General features: G+C 72.1%; 15 protein-coding genes and 1 pseudogene. 8 read left to right on the plus strand and 8 right to left on the minus strand.

Features of this window, described 5'->3' with window-relative positions; all coding sequences use genetic code 11:
• Positions 1–300 (minus strand): hypothetical protein (locus DQW85_RS14895; protein ID WP_113700903.1); only part of this gene is annotated, 300 nt, incomplete at its 3' end.
• Between the two features lie 80 nt (positions 301–380).
• Positions 381–3,266 carry an AAA family ATPase gene (locus tag DQW85_RS14900; RefSeq protein ID WP_113700904.1) on the minus strand — a complete coding sequence of 962 codons (2,886 nt, stop codon included), beginning with the start codon at positions 3,264–3,266 and terminating at the stop codon, positions 381–383.
• A 151-nt stretch (positions 3,267–3,417) separates the two neighbouring features.
• Here DQW85_RS14900 and DQW85_RS14905 point away from each other — a divergent pair, with 151 nt between their 5' ends.
• From DQW85_RS14905 to DQW85_RS14920, 4 genes are all read left to right on the plus strand, one after another.
• Positions 3,418–4,053 (plus strand): TetR/AcrR family transcriptional regulator, encoded by a 636-nt coding sequence (locus DQW85_RS14905; RefSeq protein ID WP_113700905.1) that lies wholly within the window; start codon positions 3,418–3,420, stop codon positions 4,051–4,053.
• Positions 4,054–4,435: 382 nt separating this feature from the next.
• Complete coding sequence (locus tag DQW85_RS14910; RefSeq protein ID WP_162794994.1) at positions 4,436–5,371, plus strand: hypothetical protein; 936 nt, start codon at positions 4,436–4,438, stop codon at positions 5,369–5,371.
• A gap of 4 nt (positions 5,372–5,375) precedes the next feature.
• Positions 5,376–5,828 (plus strand): DoxX family protein, encoded by a 453-nt coding sequence (locus DQW85_RS14915; protein WP_113700907.1) that lies wholly within the window; start codon positions 5,376–5,378, stop codon positions 5,826–5,828.
• 31 nt (positions 5,829–5,859) lie between these two features.
• Complete coding sequence (locus DQW85_RS14920; RefSeq protein ID WP_240197189.1) at positions 5,860–6,276, plus strand: arsenate reductase family protein; 417 nt, start codon at positions 5,860–5,862, stop codon at positions 6,274–6,276.
• An 80-nt stretch (positions 6,277–6,356) separates the two neighbouring features.
• On the opposite strand, the gene DQW85_RS14925 is transcribed toward DQW85_RS14920, so the two are convergent.
• The 6 genes from DQW85_RS14925 to DQW85_RS14950 all read right to left on the minus strand — a co-directional run bounded on the left by DQW85_RS14925 (position 6,357) and on the right by DQW85_RS14950 (position 12,095).
• Positions 6,357–7,634, minus strand: coding sequence for a hypothetical protein (locus DQW85_RS14925; RefSeq protein ID WP_113700909.1), 1,278 nt, complete (start codon positions 7,632–7,634; stop codon positions 6,357–6,359).
• Complete coding sequence (locus DQW85_RS14930) at positions 7,631–8,158, minus strand: RNA polymerase sigma factor (RefSeq protein WP_113700910.1); 528 nt, start codon at positions 8,156–8,158, stop codon at positions 7,631–7,633. The genes DQW85_RS14925 and DQW85_RS14930 overlap by 4 nt, the downstream gene beginning before the upstream one ends.
• A gap of 75 nt (positions 8,159–8,233) precedes the next feature.
• Positions 8,234–8,782: a GNAT family N-acetyltransferase gene (locus tag DQW85_RS14935; RefSeq protein ID WP_113700911.1), complete on the minus strand. Its 549-nt coding sequence runs from the start codon at positions 8,780–8,782 to the stop codon at positions 8,234–8,236.
• A gap of 43 nt (positions 8,783–8,825) precedes the next feature.
• A complete protein-coding gene (locus DQW85_RS14940; RefSeq protein ID WP_240197190.1) occupies positions 8,826–9,626 on the minus strand; it encodes a sirohydrochlorin chelatase in 801 nt (266 codons plus the stop codon).
• A 77-nt stretch (positions 9,627–9,703) separates the two neighbouring features.
• Positions 9,704–10,636: an SPFH domain-containing protein gene (locus DQW85_RS14945; RefSeq protein WP_240197191.1), complete on the minus strand. Its 933-nt coding sequence runs from the start codon at positions 10,634–10,636 to the stop codon at positions 9,704–9,706.
• Positions 10,637–10,787: 151 nt separating this feature from the next.
• Positions 10,788–12,095 (minus strand): MFS transporter, encoded by a 1,308-nt coding sequence (locus DQW85_RS14950; protein ID WP_113700913.1) that lies wholly within the window; start codon positions 12,093–12,095, stop codon positions 10,788–10,790.
• Between the two features lie 93 nt (positions 12,096–12,188).
• Between DQW85_RS14950 and DQW85_RS14955 the strand changes: the two genes are divergently transcribed.
• From DQW85_RS14955 to DQW85_RS44485, 4 genes and pseudogenes are all read left to right on the plus strand, one after another.
• Positions 12,189–12,869 (plus strand): GntR family transcriptional regulator, encoded by a 681-nt coding sequence (locus tag DQW85_RS14955; protein WP_113700914.1) that lies wholly within the window; start codon positions 12,189–12,191, stop codon positions 12,867–12,869.
• Between the two features lie 127 nt (positions 12,870–12,996).
• Positions 12,997–13,998, plus strand: coding sequence for a TolB family protein (locus tag DQW85_RS14960; RefSeq protein WP_113700915.1), 1,002 nt, complete (start codon positions 12,997–12,999; stop codon positions 13,996–13,998).
• Between the two features lie 5 nt (positions 13,999–14,003).
• On the plus strand, positions 14,004–15,143 hold the full coding sequence (locus DQW85_RS14965) for a hypothetical protein (protein WP_162794995.1): 1,140 nt from the start codon (positions 14,004–14,006) through the stop codon (positions 15,141–15,143).
• A gap of 28 nt (positions 15,144–15,171) precedes the next feature.
• A pseudogene (locus tag DQW85_RS44485) lies at positions 15,172–15,454 on the plus strand (hypothetical protein); the annotation flags it as partial.

Here is a 15,454-nt window from a genome sequence, read left to right on the forward strand (position 1 = left end):
CGCCGAGACCGCCCGCCGCACGTCGGCCACCACGCCCCGGGCCGTGTGGCCGGGCCCCGAGGCGGCGAGGTAGCCGAGCATCGCCGCGAAGCGCAGCTCCGCCTCGGCCGCCGGCCGTTGCCCGCCGGGGACCGGCCGGTCGAGCCAGAACACCTTGCCGGCCAGGAACGCCTCGTAGCTCTCGCCGTCATGGTGGAGCGTGCGCGCCGTGTCGGCGAGCAGCGCGCCGAACTCGCCCAGATCCGCCTCCGGCGGCAGGTCCGTCGTGACGAACAGGGGCACGATCAGAGAGTCGAGCATCTGTGAGATCCCTCCACGTGAGGAGGCTCATCGTAGGGCGCGCCACCGACAATCCCCGGAGAAGACGCACCGGAGCGCCGTCATCCCGAGGAGCGCGGCGCGGTGCCCGGCCCGGCGCGCTCGAGCCCGGCGCGCTCCAGGCCGGCGCGCTCCAGGCCGGTGTGCTCCAGGCCGGTGTGCTCCCGGTGGGCTCGCTCGGCGGTGAGCCGCCGGATCAGGTCCGCGCGTGAGGTGATGCCGAGCCGTTGGAAGATGCGGCGCAGGTGGTAGTCGACGGTGCGCGGGCTCAGCGAGAGGCTGGTGGCGACCTGCTTGTTGGTCGCGCCCGCTGCCACCAGCTCGGCGATCTGGGACTGCCGCGAGGTCAGCGCCGTGGCCGCCTCTCCCGGAGCGGGCGCGGCGGGGTCGGTGGCGCTGCCGTCGTCGCCGCTGGCGCGCAGTTCGGCGCGGGTCCGGTCCAGCCACAGGGAGGCCCGGTGCCGCCGGAAGATCTCCGCGGCCTCGCGCAACGGGACGCGGGCGTCCCCGCGCCGGCGCTCGCGGTTGAGGAACTCCCCGTAGAGCAGCGCCGTACGGGCCCGCTCGAATTCACGATCGGCGCTGGGATGCAGGCGCAGCGCCTCCCGGAAGTGCCGCTCGGCGTCGGCGGCACCCAGGAGCGCGCGGCAGCGGGCGGCCAGCGCGACCGGCCATCCCCGCCCGACCGCCTCCGCCCACCGGATGAAGCTCGCCGCCGCCCGTTCCGCCCGAGCCCGCTCTCCGGTACGGACGGCCGCCTCCACGTAGGCGGGCACGGCCTCCATCGCGATCGCCGGATGCCCCAGCCCCGTGCGGGCGATCCGGTGGAGCGCGGCGGCCGCCCCGGCCCAGTTCCGGCGGGCCAGATCCAGCTGGGCCAGACCCCACAGGCCGAGAGCGGAGGAGAGCCCGAGCCGGTGCGCCGCCGCCTCACCGGCGACACGGCCCGCGTACTGGTGGCAGCCCTCGGCGTCCCCGGAGATCCCGGCGGCCAGCGTCAGGATCCCCATGAGATTGCGGGCCGCGGTGAGCTGTCCGCTCTCGCCGGCCAGCCGCAGAGCCTCGGTGGCGGTGAGAGTGGCCGTGCCGGTCCCGCTCAGCCAGCACTCGGAGTAGGCGAGGTACTGCATGGCATGAACCGCCGCCGGGGTGTCACCGGCCGCCCGGGCCAGCGAGACCGCGCGTGAGGCGAGACCGCGCGCGCGGGCGGCGTCGGCGGCGAACAGCGCTCCGTGGGCCGCCCAGGTGAGCAGCAGCGGGTCGCCCACCTGAACGGCCGTGGCGGTGATCTCGCGCAGCCCGGCCACCGCCGCGGGCAGCCGTCCCCTCACGAAGTCGGCGAACCCGAGCAGGAGCCCGGCGGCGAACCGGACCTCGGATCGGTCCGTCCCCCGCGAGCTTTCGAGCAGGGTCATCGCGCGCAGGCCCGCCTGCGCCGGCACGGCGACGTCCCCGGCGTACAAGCCGGCCTCGGCGGCTGTGAGCAGGGCCTTGAGTGCGAGCAGGCGATCGTCGGCCGCGAGGACGTCGGCGGCGGTCATGAGCGTCTCGTGGGCATCGGTGGCCATGGCGTGATGCAGGGAGAGCACTCCGCGCAGGTAGTCGGCGCGTCCTCGGAGGGACGGCTGGTCGGCGCCGACCAGCGGTGCCGCGCGTTCCAGCAGCCGTGTCGCATGCCGGGGCCGCCCGGACCGTCTGCTGCAGTCGCCGGCCGTGACCAGGCGGCGGGCCCGGCGGGCGTCCTCGCGGGTCAGCTCGGCCGAGCGTTCCATCAGCGCCGCGGCCCTGCCCTGGTCGCCGTGCCGGCGGGCGTGGACCGCCTGACGTTCGAGCTCGTCGGCCAGTTCGGTGTTCGACTCCGGCACCAGGGCGGCCTCGTGCCACCAGCGACGGCCGTCGGCGGCATCGGCGAACGCGCGCGCCAGCAGTTCGTGTGCCCAGTGCCGGTCGGCCAGGTCGGCACGGTGATAGATCGCCCGCCCCAGATCGGCGTGGCGGAACGACACGCCGCCGGCCGATGAGACGACCAGACCGGACTCCTCGGCCGGGCGCAGCGCCACCGGATCGATCCCCGCTCGCCGGGCGAGGTGGAACAGGGACAGCGGGTCCAGGCCGGGTTCGGCCGCCAGAAGCAGCAGGAGCCGGCGGCAGCCGTCCGGAAGCCGGTGGAACGGGCCGAGCCGCAGGCGCGTGAGGCGGGTGCCGAGCGGCAGCGGATCGGGAAGATGGGCGGGCGAGCTCAGCGCGGCCGGTGTCAGCGTCCGCAGCAGCTCCAGCAGGATCAGCGGGTTGCCGCCGGCCGCGTGCACGAGGACCTCGCGGACCGCGGGCGCCACCGGCGACGGCTGGTTCTCCGCGAGGAGCCGCAGGCAGTCGTGATCGCTCATCCCCGTCAGGTGCAGCACCGGGACGCCCGGCATCAGGGTGGAGGTCTCGCCGTCCGTCGCGGCGAGGAGCGCGAGCCGCTCGGCGCCGATCCGGCGGGCCACGAAGCCGAGGGCGTACCGGGAATCGGCGTCGACCCACTGCAGGTCGTCGACCCGTAGCAGCACGGGCCGCCTGTCACTGGCACGCGCGAGCAGTCCCAGTGTCGCGACGGCGACGAGCGCCCGCTCGCGTGGCCGCGGGACACGGCGCAGGAGCACCCTCTCCAGCACCTCGCGCGAGCTCTGCGCCAGATGGCGCAGTGCGGGGGCCAGGAGCCGGACCACGCGGTGGACCACTCCGTACGCCAGGCCCTCCTCCGCCTGGACGCCGTCGGCGTTGACGGTGAGGAAGTCGGGCGCCAGCCGCGAGGAATGACGCAGGAGCTCGCTCTTGCCCATGCCCGGGTCGCCGGCGACCAGCAGGGCGCCGCCACCGGATTCGCGGCAGGACCGGAACATCTCCGCGAGCCGCCGGCATTCGGCCTCCCTGCCGATGATCGAGTGATCAGCGCCTTTCGCCACCGCAGTACGCCCTCCGGCCAGATCGTGTTCCGAGAATAATCGCTATTCTCGGACCATGCCACAGCCGCGGACCCAGGGCGTCCGCCACGGACCTGGCCGCCACGCGCCCGCGCGTCGGCCGGACCGGCACGGACCCGGCTAGGCTGGGCCCATGCCCGAGCCCGCGTCCGCACCAGTGCAGAGCGGTGCCCAGATCCGTGACCGATTGATCGACGCGGCGGTCCAGGAGTTCGGCGAGCAGGGCTACGACCGCACCCGGGTGCAGGACATCGCCCGCCGGGCCGGCCTCTCGACCGGCGCGATCTACGGCAACTTCCGCAACAAGGCGGACCTGCTGGCCGAGGCGGTCGACCGTGGCCTGAACGCGGCGTCGCGCCGGCTCGGCCGGGCACTGAACCGCGGAACCGCGCCGGCCGACGTGCTGGAAATGATCACGGCGGATCTGTGCGACGCGCGTCAGCGGGCGTGGGCGCCGCTGCTCAGCGAGGCGCTCGCCGCGGCCCGGCGGGACCCCGAGGTGGGCCGGAGGGTCCATGCCGCGCTGCGGGCGGCCGAGACGCAGCTGGCCGAGCTGGTCGCGCTCGCCCAGCGGGAGGGGGCCCTGAGCGCCGAGGTCGATGCCGCCGCCCTCGCCCGGCTGCTGCTCTACATGTCGGTGGGCGCGGACGTCCTCGCCACCCTCGGCGTCGACGGCCCCGCCACCGGCCCGTGGCGCTCCTTGATCCGTCTACTGTTCGCCGGGCTGACGCCTGGCCACCGCACCCCTGGTCGCCGCACCCCCGGGTGACGCTCACCCCCTGGTGACGTCACCGGGCCGGAGGCGACTCGAACCGGTGAACTCACCGGCGTCGCGCCGAACGGCGCCGGCGCCGTTCCGGGAAAACCCTGGTCAGGCGTGCGGGGAGCCGCATGCCTCGCCATGCCGGTTGACCGCTCTTGACACAAGGTGTCGGTGACCGCACCCTGTGGTGAATCCCGCTGTGAGGCCGATCAGCGGACTGATCGCATTCAACGCGGCCTACAGGTCGTCGAAATGCGGAAAGCGCCGGCCGCGGGCCCCCGGCCCGTCGCGCAGTCATCGCATGCGAGCGAACGGCTCCATCCCACTCGTCCGGACTCCGTCATGGCCCGCGCCCGAGTCCGGCGAACCCGCCCCCCCAGGAGAAACCGTGTCCTTTCGCAGTCGCTCATTAGCCATGGCCGTCGTCGCCGTCCTCGGATTGATGGCCGGCGCGGCTCCGGCCGCCGGGTCGGTCACCCACCAGGCCGTTGCTCCGCAGACCACCACCGTGCGATACGGTCCCTACACCCTTCCGCCGGCGTCCAAGGACGAGCACGGCAGCACCGGAAACAAGATCGCCCTGGATGTCGAGAAGCCGTGCGACAACTGCTTCATCACGGGCTTCACCCCGAACCTGGTCTATGCGGACGGTTCGAACGCCAACGTCAACACCGGCCCGATGCTGCACCACGCGGTACTCGGTGACTTCGGGAGACGCGACGTCGTGTGCGGAGGGCCGCGGCGGGTGTTCTCCACCGGAAACGAGCGGGTGGCGAGCGCCCTGCCGCCCGGATACGGGATCAGGGTCGGCCGGGCCGAACGGTGGTCCATGGTCTACGACCTGATGAACCACGGGCACTCGGAGAAGACCGTCTACATCACGTTCACCTTCACCCACCAGCCCGTCCCAGGTTCCCGCCTCAAGCCGGTCACGCCGATCTGGATGGACGCCGGCGGCTGCTTCTGGCCCGTATGGGACGCTCCCGAGGGCGTCAGCGAGAAGAGCAGGCAGTGGCGCTCCACGATCTCCGGGAGACTCGTGCACATGCGCGGCCACGTCCACCACGGCGGGCATTCCGTGCGGACGGAGAACCTCACCACCGGCGCGATGCTCTGCGAAATAGTGGCGGAGGAGGGCGGCGATCCCGAATTCATCGACCATCACGGGCACACCGAGATCTCCGACATGCCACCGTGCGGCGGCGACCCGCTGGGCACGATCAACCGCGGCGACCTGCTGCGGATCACCAGCAGGTACGACCTGAAAGGTCATGCGCACGAGAACGTGATGGGCATCATGGTCGGCTGGGTGGCCGAGAGGTGATCTCATGAACCTGGATCAGCTCCACGGGCCCGTGCTGTCGCTGTTCCGGATCGTCACCGGGCTGCTGTTCGCGCTCCACGGAGTGGCCTCGATGTTCGGCGTCCTCGGTGGCCACCGCGGCAGTGGGCACGCCGCCGAGTTCGGCGTGTGGCCCACGTGGTGGGCCGCGCTCATCCAGCTCGTCTGCGGCGGGCTGGTCCTGGCCGGGTTGTTCACCCGCGTCAACGCCACGATCGCGTCCGGCTCCATGGCCTACGCCTACTTCGTCGTGCATCAGCCGATGGGGCTGCTGCCACTGCGCAACGGCGGCGAACTGGCGGCCATGTACTGCTGGGCGTTCCTGCTCATCGCCGTACTGGGACCCGGGAGCTGGGCCTCGGACTCGCTCCGCCGTCGGTCACGCGACAGCGGCCCCCGCGCAGTCCGGCCCGAGGGCCGGACGAACACCGCCACCTGACCCGCTCGCGGCGTATGCAAATATGCGGAACATGCGGACGGCCCGCGTGCGCGGGCCGTCCATCCGGCAGGAGGAAGGCAGCATGGAGATCTGGATCAACCCTGACTGTTCCAAGTGCCGGTCCGCGCTGTCCGTCCTGGACGCCGAGCAGGCCGACTACACCGTCCGCCGCTACCTGGACGACCCGCCCGGCGAGCAGGAGCTGCGCGAGGTGCTGGCCCGGCTCGGCCTCGAACCGTGGGACATCACCCGGACGGGCGAGGCCGTGGCCGCCGAGCTCGGCCTGGCGGGCTGGCCCCGCACCCCCGGGAGCCGTGACCGCTGGATCGGGGCGCTGGCCGCCCACCCGATCCTCATCCAGCGTCCCATCATCACCGCCGACGACGGGCCGGCCGTGGTCGGCCGGAGCGAGGACGCCGTTCGCGCCATGCTGCCCGGCCGCGGCTGAGACCCGTCTCCGAGTCGGTGCCCGCGGGCCGGGAGTGGAGGCCTCGACCCCTGTCCGATGCCTCCACCCTCAGGCGCCGATCACTGGCTCGGCTTGTCACCCAGGCTGTCGACATAGCCGGCGCTCTCGAACGTCTGCCGGAGCAGTGGCACGGAGTCCCCTGATTCGATGACGTCGAGCTCCAGGACCTTGGCGGTCTTGTCGTCGAAGATCAACCGGTAGGTGATCTTGTCGGGTTCGCCGGCGTCGTTGGGCCCGGTCGTCTCCAGGGCGACCCCGGAACGCCCCTGCCCGTCAGTGACCCCGGCCTGCGACTTCAGCCCCAGGGAGGGATCGGCCAGCACGTGATAGAGCGCCGCCCGGGTGCCCGGCGTGATCGGCGCGGTCAGCAGGTCCGCGCCCGTCCCCCAGATGTAGTCGGCGAAGTCCTGTGACTTGTCCTTCTTCTGGGGGCTCTGGTCGTACAGGCTCTTCAGCTTGGCCTTCAGCTGCTCCTTGTCGGTCGGCAGCTTCGAGAGGTTGGTCCAGGTCAGGCCGTCGTTGCCGATCGACACGATGGTTTCGGGCACGCCTTGCTTGGTACGCGGCTTGTCGTCCTCGAACAGGCGGGGGGATCCCGCCTGCTTCCACTTCGCCTCGTCCTCCGGAGTCGCGAACTCGACCTTGACGTCCTGGTTGCTCACCGTGCGGCCGTCCGCGTCCTTGAGCGAACGCCAGCTCTCCGTCGTGTCGCCCTTGGTCGCGATGTATGGCAGCTTCGCCGTCTTGAGCTCGAGCACCCTCTTGTCGATCTCCTTGAGGGCGGCCTTGAGCTCCGCCGGCTTGCCCTTGAGCTCCTTCTTCTTGGCCTCGTACTCGGCCATCAGACCCTTGATCTTGGCCATGTAGTCCCCCGGCACCACGCGCACCCGCTGGCCGGTGCGCACCCGCGAATACCAGAACCGGCCCGAGTCGATCGGCTCCTTGGCGGCCACCTTCGCCGCCGCAAGCAGAGAGGTCCGGGCGTTCACGGTCCGCCGGGCGCTGGAGGCATCGGCGGTGGGTTCGCCGGCGGCGTCCACGGCCGGGGGCCGCACGCCGGGGTCCTGAGCGGCGATCGGGCTCCTGGCCGGGGAATCCCCGGAGACGAGTTGGGGGACGGCGAACGCCGCGGCGGCGAGCCCCGCGGCGGCCGTACCGGCGATCAGAAAGAGCGAGCGGCGCTGAGCCATTGAGAACCTCCGAGTGTGCTGATGGGTACGCGGTGTCCGGAACGCGCGGGTGAGGTCGGCCGACCGGCGCCGCCGGTAGGAGTCCTCGGTGAGCGCGTCGGGACGTAGCGTGGTGACAAACGCGTTGATCGGGTCGTTGTCGTTCATGTTTGTTCCTGGATGTGTCCCTGGATGGAGAGGAACGAGTGCTTGCGCCCGAGCACGTCCGCCAGCCGGCGGCGTGCGCGGTGAAGCCGGACGTTGTACGTACGAGGCGAGCAGCCCACGGCCTGAGCCGCCTGCGCGGGAGTCAGGCCGTACCAGCTGGCCAGGACCACGGCCTCGATGTCCTGCTCACGCAGGCACGCGAGCACGGCGAGGGCCTCCTGCCGCGTCTCGACCCGCTCCGCGACATCCCCCTCGACGAACGTGCTGGCCCGGCCGAGCCGAGCGATCAGCTCGTCACCCCGCAGCCGGCGGACACGCTGGTTGCGCAGCAGGTTGCGGGTGACGCCCAACAACCAGGGCAACGGCGGATCGGGCAGCTCGTCCAGCCGCCGCCAGGCGACCAGGAACGTCTCGCTGACCAGGTCCTCCGCGATGGACTGCTCGGCACGCAGCAGGGCGTAACCCAGAACGTTCCGGTAGTGCCTGTCGTAGAGGACGGTGAAGCGTTCTTCGGGATCGTCCACGCAAAGAACTGTTTCAGGAGCCCCTCAGGATTACCGAAATCCCAAAAAATCACCCGAATCCGCGGCCGGTGCGGGCTAGCGGTCGGTCCACTCGTCCTCGAGGACCGAGTGGACGACGGAGTCGCGCCAGCCGTTCGGCGTGAGCACGTGGTGGCGGATCCGCCCCTCCTCGACCATGCCCGCCGTCAGCATGGCGAGCTGGGCGGGCAGGTTGTCGGGGGAGCGGGCGCCCCAGATGCGGTGAAGCCCCAGCTGCTTGAACCCGAACGACACCAGCAGCCTGATCAGGTCGGTGCCCATGCCCCGGCCCCACTGGTCGGGCCGCAGCCCGAGACCGATCTCCGCGCTGTGCGGGTGATCGGCCTCGATGTGCAGGCGGGCGACCCCGATCACGTCGCGGTGGTCGGCGTCGACCACCGCCAGCATGTAGAGGCGGCGTGGTTCGGCCTGCGCGGCGTCCAGGGCCTCCCGGACCATGTCGGCGACCTGAGAGCTGGTGCGCGGCTCGAACGGCATGTACTGCGTGGCCGCGCGGTCGCCGTAGACGGCGTGCAGCGCCGCCACGTCGGTCTCCGTGACGTCACGCAGGGACAGACGCGCACCATTGCACTGCACGCGGCGCATGGGGAGAAGTAAACGCGACTTTTGTGATCTCTACAAGCCCTTGTCAAGTCGCGAGTTGACTTCCGTAAGCTCGCGCGACAAGTTCGGCGATCGAGCCGTGGGCGCCGAGCGGCTCGGCGTGCCCGGCGTCCACCCCGGCGGCGGCCTGTTCGACCAGGTCAGCGGCTGTTTCGTGGCCGATCAGGCACGGGGAGACAGCCAGCCGTCCGGCGCCGGCGGCGCGCAGCCGCTGCGCCGCCATCGGCACGCCGGGCTCGCTGTCAAGTGAGGCCGCGACGACCGGGAGGGTGAGCCTGGATGCGAGCAGCACCGCCGTGGGCTGCATGGTGGATGCGAGCAGCACCGCCGTGGGCTGCATGGCCTGCACGGCCTGCACGCCGCCCACGGTGGCGAGGATGACGGCGTCGACCGGGCTGGAGACGTTCAGCAGGCGCACCCGGTCGGCGCGGGCGAGGCCGCGCTCGGCCAGCCTGATGTGCAGGGCCTCGGCGAGCAGCGGGTGCGGGCCGAGCGCCTCGGTCACGACCGCGCCGGACCCGCTGTCGCTGACGGCCCGCGCGATGTCGGCCATCACCACCGGGTCGTCCCAGGTCAGCAACGGCACCACGACGGCGTCGCGCCCGCTGGGCAGCGACTCCGCCAGCTCGGAGACGGCCGTCAGGCGCACCTCGATCTGGGGATGGTCCACCCGTACGACGGCGGCGATCTCGGCGGCCACGCCCGAGGTGCTGCCCGGCGCGGCGAGCACGAGCACGGGGGCGTCCGGCGGCAGGGAGGTGGGCACGGGACGGCGGTGGCGGCCGCCGCCCGGCCGGCGGGAACGTTCGCGTACAGGCAGGCTCACAGGCGCGCAGTTTATGCGTATTGCGCCTGCCGCGTTCTGCGAATAGGTGGCGATTCAGTTACAACAACGCGCAACTCTCAGCGGGCCGGAACCACGATCGACTGCGGGTTGCCGGGAGCGTAGACGGTGATGCCCTGGGGGAGCGACTTCAGCTTCTCGATCTCGGCGCACGCGGGGCACTTGTCGTAACCGTCCTGCCGGGCGCGGTTGGCCTCGGCCTCCGCCCTGGCCTGCGCGACCCTGGCCTGGGCCTCCGAGACGGCGGCGTTCGCGGCCAGGGACCGGTCGACCGACTTCTGGACGTCGGCGGGGAGCGTGACCCTGGCCAGCGTGAACCGCAGCCCGGTGAAGAAGTCGCCGCCCAGCGTCTGCGGCAGATCGCGGGCCAGGGAGGTGTTGACCGCGTTCTGCACTTTGGCGATGTTGGTGTTGCTGTCGCGAGGCTTGAGCGTCGAGCTCTCCAGCAGCGAGCACGACGGGACCAACTCGCTGCAGCGCAGGGCGCCGATCTGGCTGCGCAGCGCGTTGTCGACGACCGGGCGGACGGCCTGGCCGAAGAACGCCGTCCAGCCCTCGTCGCCGTCCCACGCGTAGAGCGAGCGGTCGTCCTGGCCGCGGTAGGTGCGCGTGCCGTACTTGTCGTCGAACGTCCTGAGCGTGTCGTGGTCGAGGTTGAGCGTGAAGTACAGGGTGCCTTCGATGCCCAGGTTCACGCCGTCGCTGCTCGGCACGGTGACCACGTCGACGCCGAGCGTGGTCGCCCGCTTCGTGTCGGCGGTGATCGTGTAGAAGCGCTGCTGGGCGGGGTACACGTGCACGGACGACCACATCCCGGTCCAGGTCACCCCGGAGCCCGGGGCGATGACCTGGCGCACCTTGTTGTCGTCGAGGGGGCCGCCGTCGCGCACGACGGCGACCTCGCCGCCTCCCGTCCGCTCCAGGCCCCACAGGCCGCCGATGGCCAGGGGGAGCGCGACGAGCGCGGCGACGACCAACAGCGCGATTCTCACTGTGACCTCCCGCGCGGGCGGCGGTGGCAGCCGCCGCCCGCGGTCTTCGCGGCGAGCTTGCGGACGTACGACCTCGGGACGGCGGCCTGGGGTCCGGGCCCGGGCTGCCACGCCGGGCGCTCAAGGCCTTCTCAGACCCGCTCGGGCCGCGTCAGGCCGTCTGGGGCAGCGGGCCGGAGCCGGTGGCGAGGTCGAGGTCGCGGGTCTCCGGCGCGATGGCCAGGCCCACGGCGGTGACGGCCAGGGCGGCCAACACGTAGATCGACACGGCGAGCGTGGTGCCGTACACGTCGAACAGCTTGATCGCGATGATCGGGGCGAGGGCGCCACCGAAGATCCCGGCCACCTGATAGCCCATGGAGGCGCCGCTGTAGCGCAGCCGGGTGGTGAAGAGCTCGGCGATGAACGCCGCCTGCGGGCCGTACATCGCCGCGTGGGTGACCAGCGCGACGACCACCGCGAGCGCGATCATCGGGAACGACTTGGTGTTGAGCAGCGGGAAGAACACGAACACCCAGATCGCGGCGCCGACCACCCCTGCGAGGTAGACCGGCCGCCTCCCGACGCGGTCGGACAGCGCGCCGAACAGCGGGATGAGCGCCAGTTGCAGCGCCGACCCGACCAGCACCGCGTTCAGTCCCACCGAGCGGTGCACGCCCAGCACGGTGGTGAGGTAGACGAGGATGTACGCGGTGAAGGTGTAGAAGGCCACGTCGACCCCGATGCGCGCGGTGAAGGCCGACAGCAGGGCGCGCGGGTGCGTGCGCAGCACCTCGATGAGCGGCATCCTGGCCTTGGCGCCCTTCTGCTCGACCTCCTCGAACAGCGGCGACTCGCTGATCTTCACCCGCACCCACAGGCCGACCAGCACGAGCACGCCCGAGAGCAGGAACGGGATCCGCCAACCCCACGACAGGAACGCCTGGTCGGACAGCGTGAACGACAGCACCGTCAGCATGCCGGTGGCCAGGACGTATCCGGCGGGGACGCCGACCTGCGGCCAACTGGCGTTGAACCCGCGGCGGCGGCTGTCGCCGTGCTCCATCGACATGATGACCGCGCCGCCCCACTCGCCGCCCAGGCCCAGCCCCTGTACGAACCTGAGCGTGGCCAGCAGGATCGGCGCGGCGACGCCGATGCTCGCGTAGCCGGGCAGCACGCCGATGAGGAACGTCGCGATGCCCATGAGCAGCAGCGTGACCACGAGCACGGTCTTGCGCCCGGCGCGGTCGCCGAAGTGGCCGAACACGATCCCGCCCAGCGGCCTGGCCACGAACGCGACCGCGTTGGTGGTGAACGCCAGGAGCGTCGCGTTGAGCGGGTCGAGCGTCGGGAAGAACAGCTTGCCGAAGACCAGCGCGGCTGCCGCCGTGTAGAGGAAGAAGTCGTACCACTCCAGCGACGTGCCGATGAGGCTGGCGAGGATCACCCGCCGGGTCTGTTGGATGGAGCTTGCCATCTCGTCGCTCCTTACCGGATGGGGGGCTTCCTCTCAACATAAGGATCGTTGAACAACTCGACAAGGGTTTTGTTCGATGATTGTCTGGCCCTTGTGAACGACGCTGTTGCCGACCTTGAGCGGGACCGCACGCGGCTGGGGCGCAGCAGCACCGCCGAGCGGGTGGCCGACATCCTGCGCGACCGCATCAGCGAGGGCTTCTTCGCGCCCGGCCAGCGCCTGTCCGAGGAGTCCATCTCGGAGGCCCTCGGGGTGTCACGCAACACGCTGCGCGAGGCGTTCCGCCTGCTCGGCCACGAGCGGCTCCTCCACCACCGGCTGAACCGGGGGGTGTTCGTGCGGATGCTGTCGGCAGAGGACGTCGCGGACCTCTACCGGGTGCGCCGCGTCCTGGAGGGCGCGGCGGTGCGGCGCGTCCCCACGGCGCGGGCGCTGGAGCTGATCAAGGAGGCGGTCGCCGACGCCGAGCGGGCCGCCGGTCAGGACGACTGGCAGGGCGTCGGCACCGCCAACATCCGCTTCCACCAGGCGCTCGTGACCCTCAACCAGAGTCCCCGGCTGGACGAGGCGATGCGGCAGCTCCTCGCCGAGCTGCGGCTCGTCTTCCACGTCATGCAGAACCCGCGCGACTTCCACGAGCCGTTCGTCGAGCGCAACCGCCATCTCCTGCAGCTGCTCGAGGCGGGCCGCGCCGACGAGGCGGCGACCTATCTCGACGCCTACCTCGACGAGGCCGAGGAGCTGCTCATCCGCGCCTACGAGCCGCACCGCTAGCGGCCGTCGGAGATCCCGAGTCCGTCCGGGACCGTACGTCCCGAACCGCGGCCAGGCCGTGGCCGAGCTGTGATCAACCGGTCATCCCGGGCGCCTGTCTAACGGGGTGAGCGAAAGGATCACAGCCATGAGGCACCCCTCGGCATCCGCCCCATTACTGCTCGCGGCGGTCCTCGGCGGGCTGGGGACCGTCCCCGCCGCCCACGCGAGCACCGGTCCGCCCGCCGCCCGCGCGGCGTGGATCAAGTCGTGCACCGACAAGAAGACCGACACCGCCCGCCCCTGCGGGCACTGGCGGCTGGTCATGCGGGACGGCCGCACGCTCGCCGTCCGCGACGCCGCCGTCACCCGGGTAGGCGGGAACGGCGAGCGGACGCGGGAGGAGGGCAGGTTCGCCGTCAGCGGCGACGGCCGCGTCATCGCCTACGAGCGGGCCGGGGACCACCGCATCGTGGTCCGGCGGGCCGCCGGGGGCCCCGTCACGGTGCTGCCGGAGTCGCTGGTGCCGAAGGACGCGGGCACCGAGGGCATCGCCTTCCAGCTCTCGCCGTCCGGCGACCGGGTGATGGTCGACCGCCTCGACGACGCGGCCGTGATGCCGACCAAGGTCGTCACGGTCGCCACCGGCCGGATCGTCCGGTTCCCCGGCCGGGACGAGCATCCGTCGTTCAGCGCGGACGGCGACGAGATCCTGGCCCGCCGGCACCACCGGGACAACACGACCTCGATGGTCGCGCACCGGCTCGGCGGCGGCTCGACCAGGCGGACTCCGCCCCAGGTCGTCGCCAACGCCGCAAACGAGGCATTGGCGGCCGACGGCAGGACCGTCGCGCTCTTCGTCGCGGGGAACGCCGACCGCGGCAAGGCGCCCAGGCTGCGGATCTACGACCTGGAGACCGGGGAGCTGTCCGCCGGGGTGGACCTGGCGCTGAAGCCGGACGCCGAGCCGTCCCACATGAGCTGGACGGCCGGCGGCGCCCTCACGGCCACGTTCGTGCCACGCGACGAGCACGGCGGGTCGGCGGTGGTACGGGTGCTCACCGTCGACGTCGGCTCGGGCGCGGTCACGCGGGCCGACGCCTACTCCGCGAGCAGGACCGCGTACGCCTACCACGTCGCAGGGGAGTGACGGACATGAGGATCACCATCGCCGCGGGCACCGCGGCCATCACGGCGGCGCTGGCCGTCCTGCAGGCGTCCCCGGCTCCCGCGGCCTCAGGCGCGGCCTTCCCGGCTCCGGCGGCGGCCTCAGGCGCGGCTTTCCCGGCTCCGGCGCACGCGCAAGGGCGGCACGTCGGACAGGGACAGCACGTCGGCCACGGCCAGGAGCGCGGCCGGGAGCGCGGCCAGGAGCACGGCCAGGATCCGGGGGACGGACACTCGCACGGTCGCGAAAGCGTCCGGTACGTGTCCGTCAAAGGCTGCCCGACGAAGGGCGGCGGGCAGCGGCCGTGCGGAGACTGGCGGCTCCTCATGCACAGCGGTGAGGTACGGCGGCTGACGGACGCCCAGACCGTCGCCCTCGACGCCAAGGGCAAACCCGCCCCCGACGCGACCGCGCCCATCGTGGTCAGCGGGAACGGCCGGAAGCTGGCGTACTTCACCAGGTCGGGCCGGCTCGCCGTCCGGACCCTCGGTGGCGGGGTCGAGCCGCTGGCCGGGAACGCGCTGCCCCGGGTGGCACAGTACGACGTGACGCTCCAGCTCTCCGATGACGGCGCCCGGCTGGCCGCCGTCATCGGAGGGGACCGGCCGGCGCCCACACGGATCTTCGACACCGCCACCGGCGCCCGGATCGGCACGGTGCCGGCCGGTGAGACGTTCCTCGGGTTCAGCGGCGACGGCGGCGAGGTGCTCACCAGGATCGACGCGGACGAGGCGGTGTCCGACCTGGCCGCCTACAGCGACACCGGCGAGCGGCTGGCACGCGTCACGCCGCCGCAGATCGTCTCGGCGAACGGCCCGCAGGCCCTGTCCGGCGACGGCCGTACCGTGGCCGCCCTCGTCCGCGCGGGCAGGCCGCGGCTCGTCCGGTACGACCTGCCCACCGACCAGGTCGTCGGCCGTACCCGGGTCACGCTCCCCAAGGGCGACCTGCACATGATCGACTGGACCGGCCCGGCCGAGGTGACGCTGCACCTGCTGGACTACCGCGACGAGCGGCCCGACAGGATGACGATCGTGCGGATCGACATCGACACCGGGAAGGTCACGGTCAGGGACCGCTACACGCTCCTGAAGGACACGTTCGTCTTCGCCGCTTGCGGCGGGTGACCGCCTCCTCGCGACATACGCTGCGTGTGTGGAGGTTCACTCGACCAAGGCGATGGCGGCCCGGGCCGTCGACCTGTGCGTGGCGCTGCTGTACGAGGAGGCGTCCACCGAGACGGTGGCCCGCGTGCTGCGCGACCACGGCGAAACGGGCACACCCCCTTCCGGCGGGGAAGGCGGGCCCGCCGCCGGTGGGGCGGGGATGCCGTTCCACGGCAGCATGGGCAGGGCATCCCCAGGCGGCGGGCCCACCGCCGGTGGTGACGACTGCGGTGGCCGGCCCGCCGCCGGTGGGGAGGGGGGCGCCGGTGGCG

Source organism: Nonomuraea lactucae (genome assembly GCF_003313395.1).
Taxonomy (GTDB): Bacteria; Actinomycetota; Actinomycetes; order Streptosporangiales; family Streptosporangiaceae; genus Nonomuraea; species Nonomuraea lactucae.

Bases quoted from the DNA above. Each gene is read 5' to 3' on its own strand.
- DQW85_RS14925 (WP_113700909.1), bottom strand. From the start codon at position 7,634: ATGAACGACAACGACCCGATCAACGCGTTTGTCACCACGCTACGTCCC.
- DQW85_RS14905 (WP_113700905.1), top strand. From the start codon at position 3,418: ATGCCCGAGCCCGCGTCCGCACCAGTGCAGAGCGGTGCCCAGATCCGT.
- DQW85_RS14920 (WP_240197189.1), top strand. From the start codon at position 5,860: ATGCGGACGGCCCGCGTGCGCGGGCCGTCCATCCGGCAGGAGGAAGGC.
- DQW85_RS14965 (WP_162794995.1), top strand. From the start codon at position 14,004: ATGAGGATCACCATCGCCGCGGGCACCGCGGCCATCACGGCGGCGCTG.
- DQW85_RS14915 (WP_113700907.1), top strand. From the start codon at position 5,376: ATGAACCTGGATCAGCTCCACGGGCCCGTGCTGTCGCTGTTCCGGATC.
- DQW85_RS14935 (WP_113700911.1), bottom strand. From the start codon at position 8,782: ATGCGCCGCGTGCAGTGCAATGGTGCGCGTCTGTCCCTGCGTGACGTC.
- DQW85_RS14960 (WP_113700915.1), top strand. From the start codon at position 12,997: ATGAGGCACCCCTCGGCATCCGCCCCATTACTGCTCGCGGCGGTCCTC.
- DQW85_RS14950 (WP_113700913.1), bottom strand. From the start codon at position 12,095: ATGGCAAGCTCCATCCAACAGACCCGGCGGGTGATCCTCGCCAGCCTC.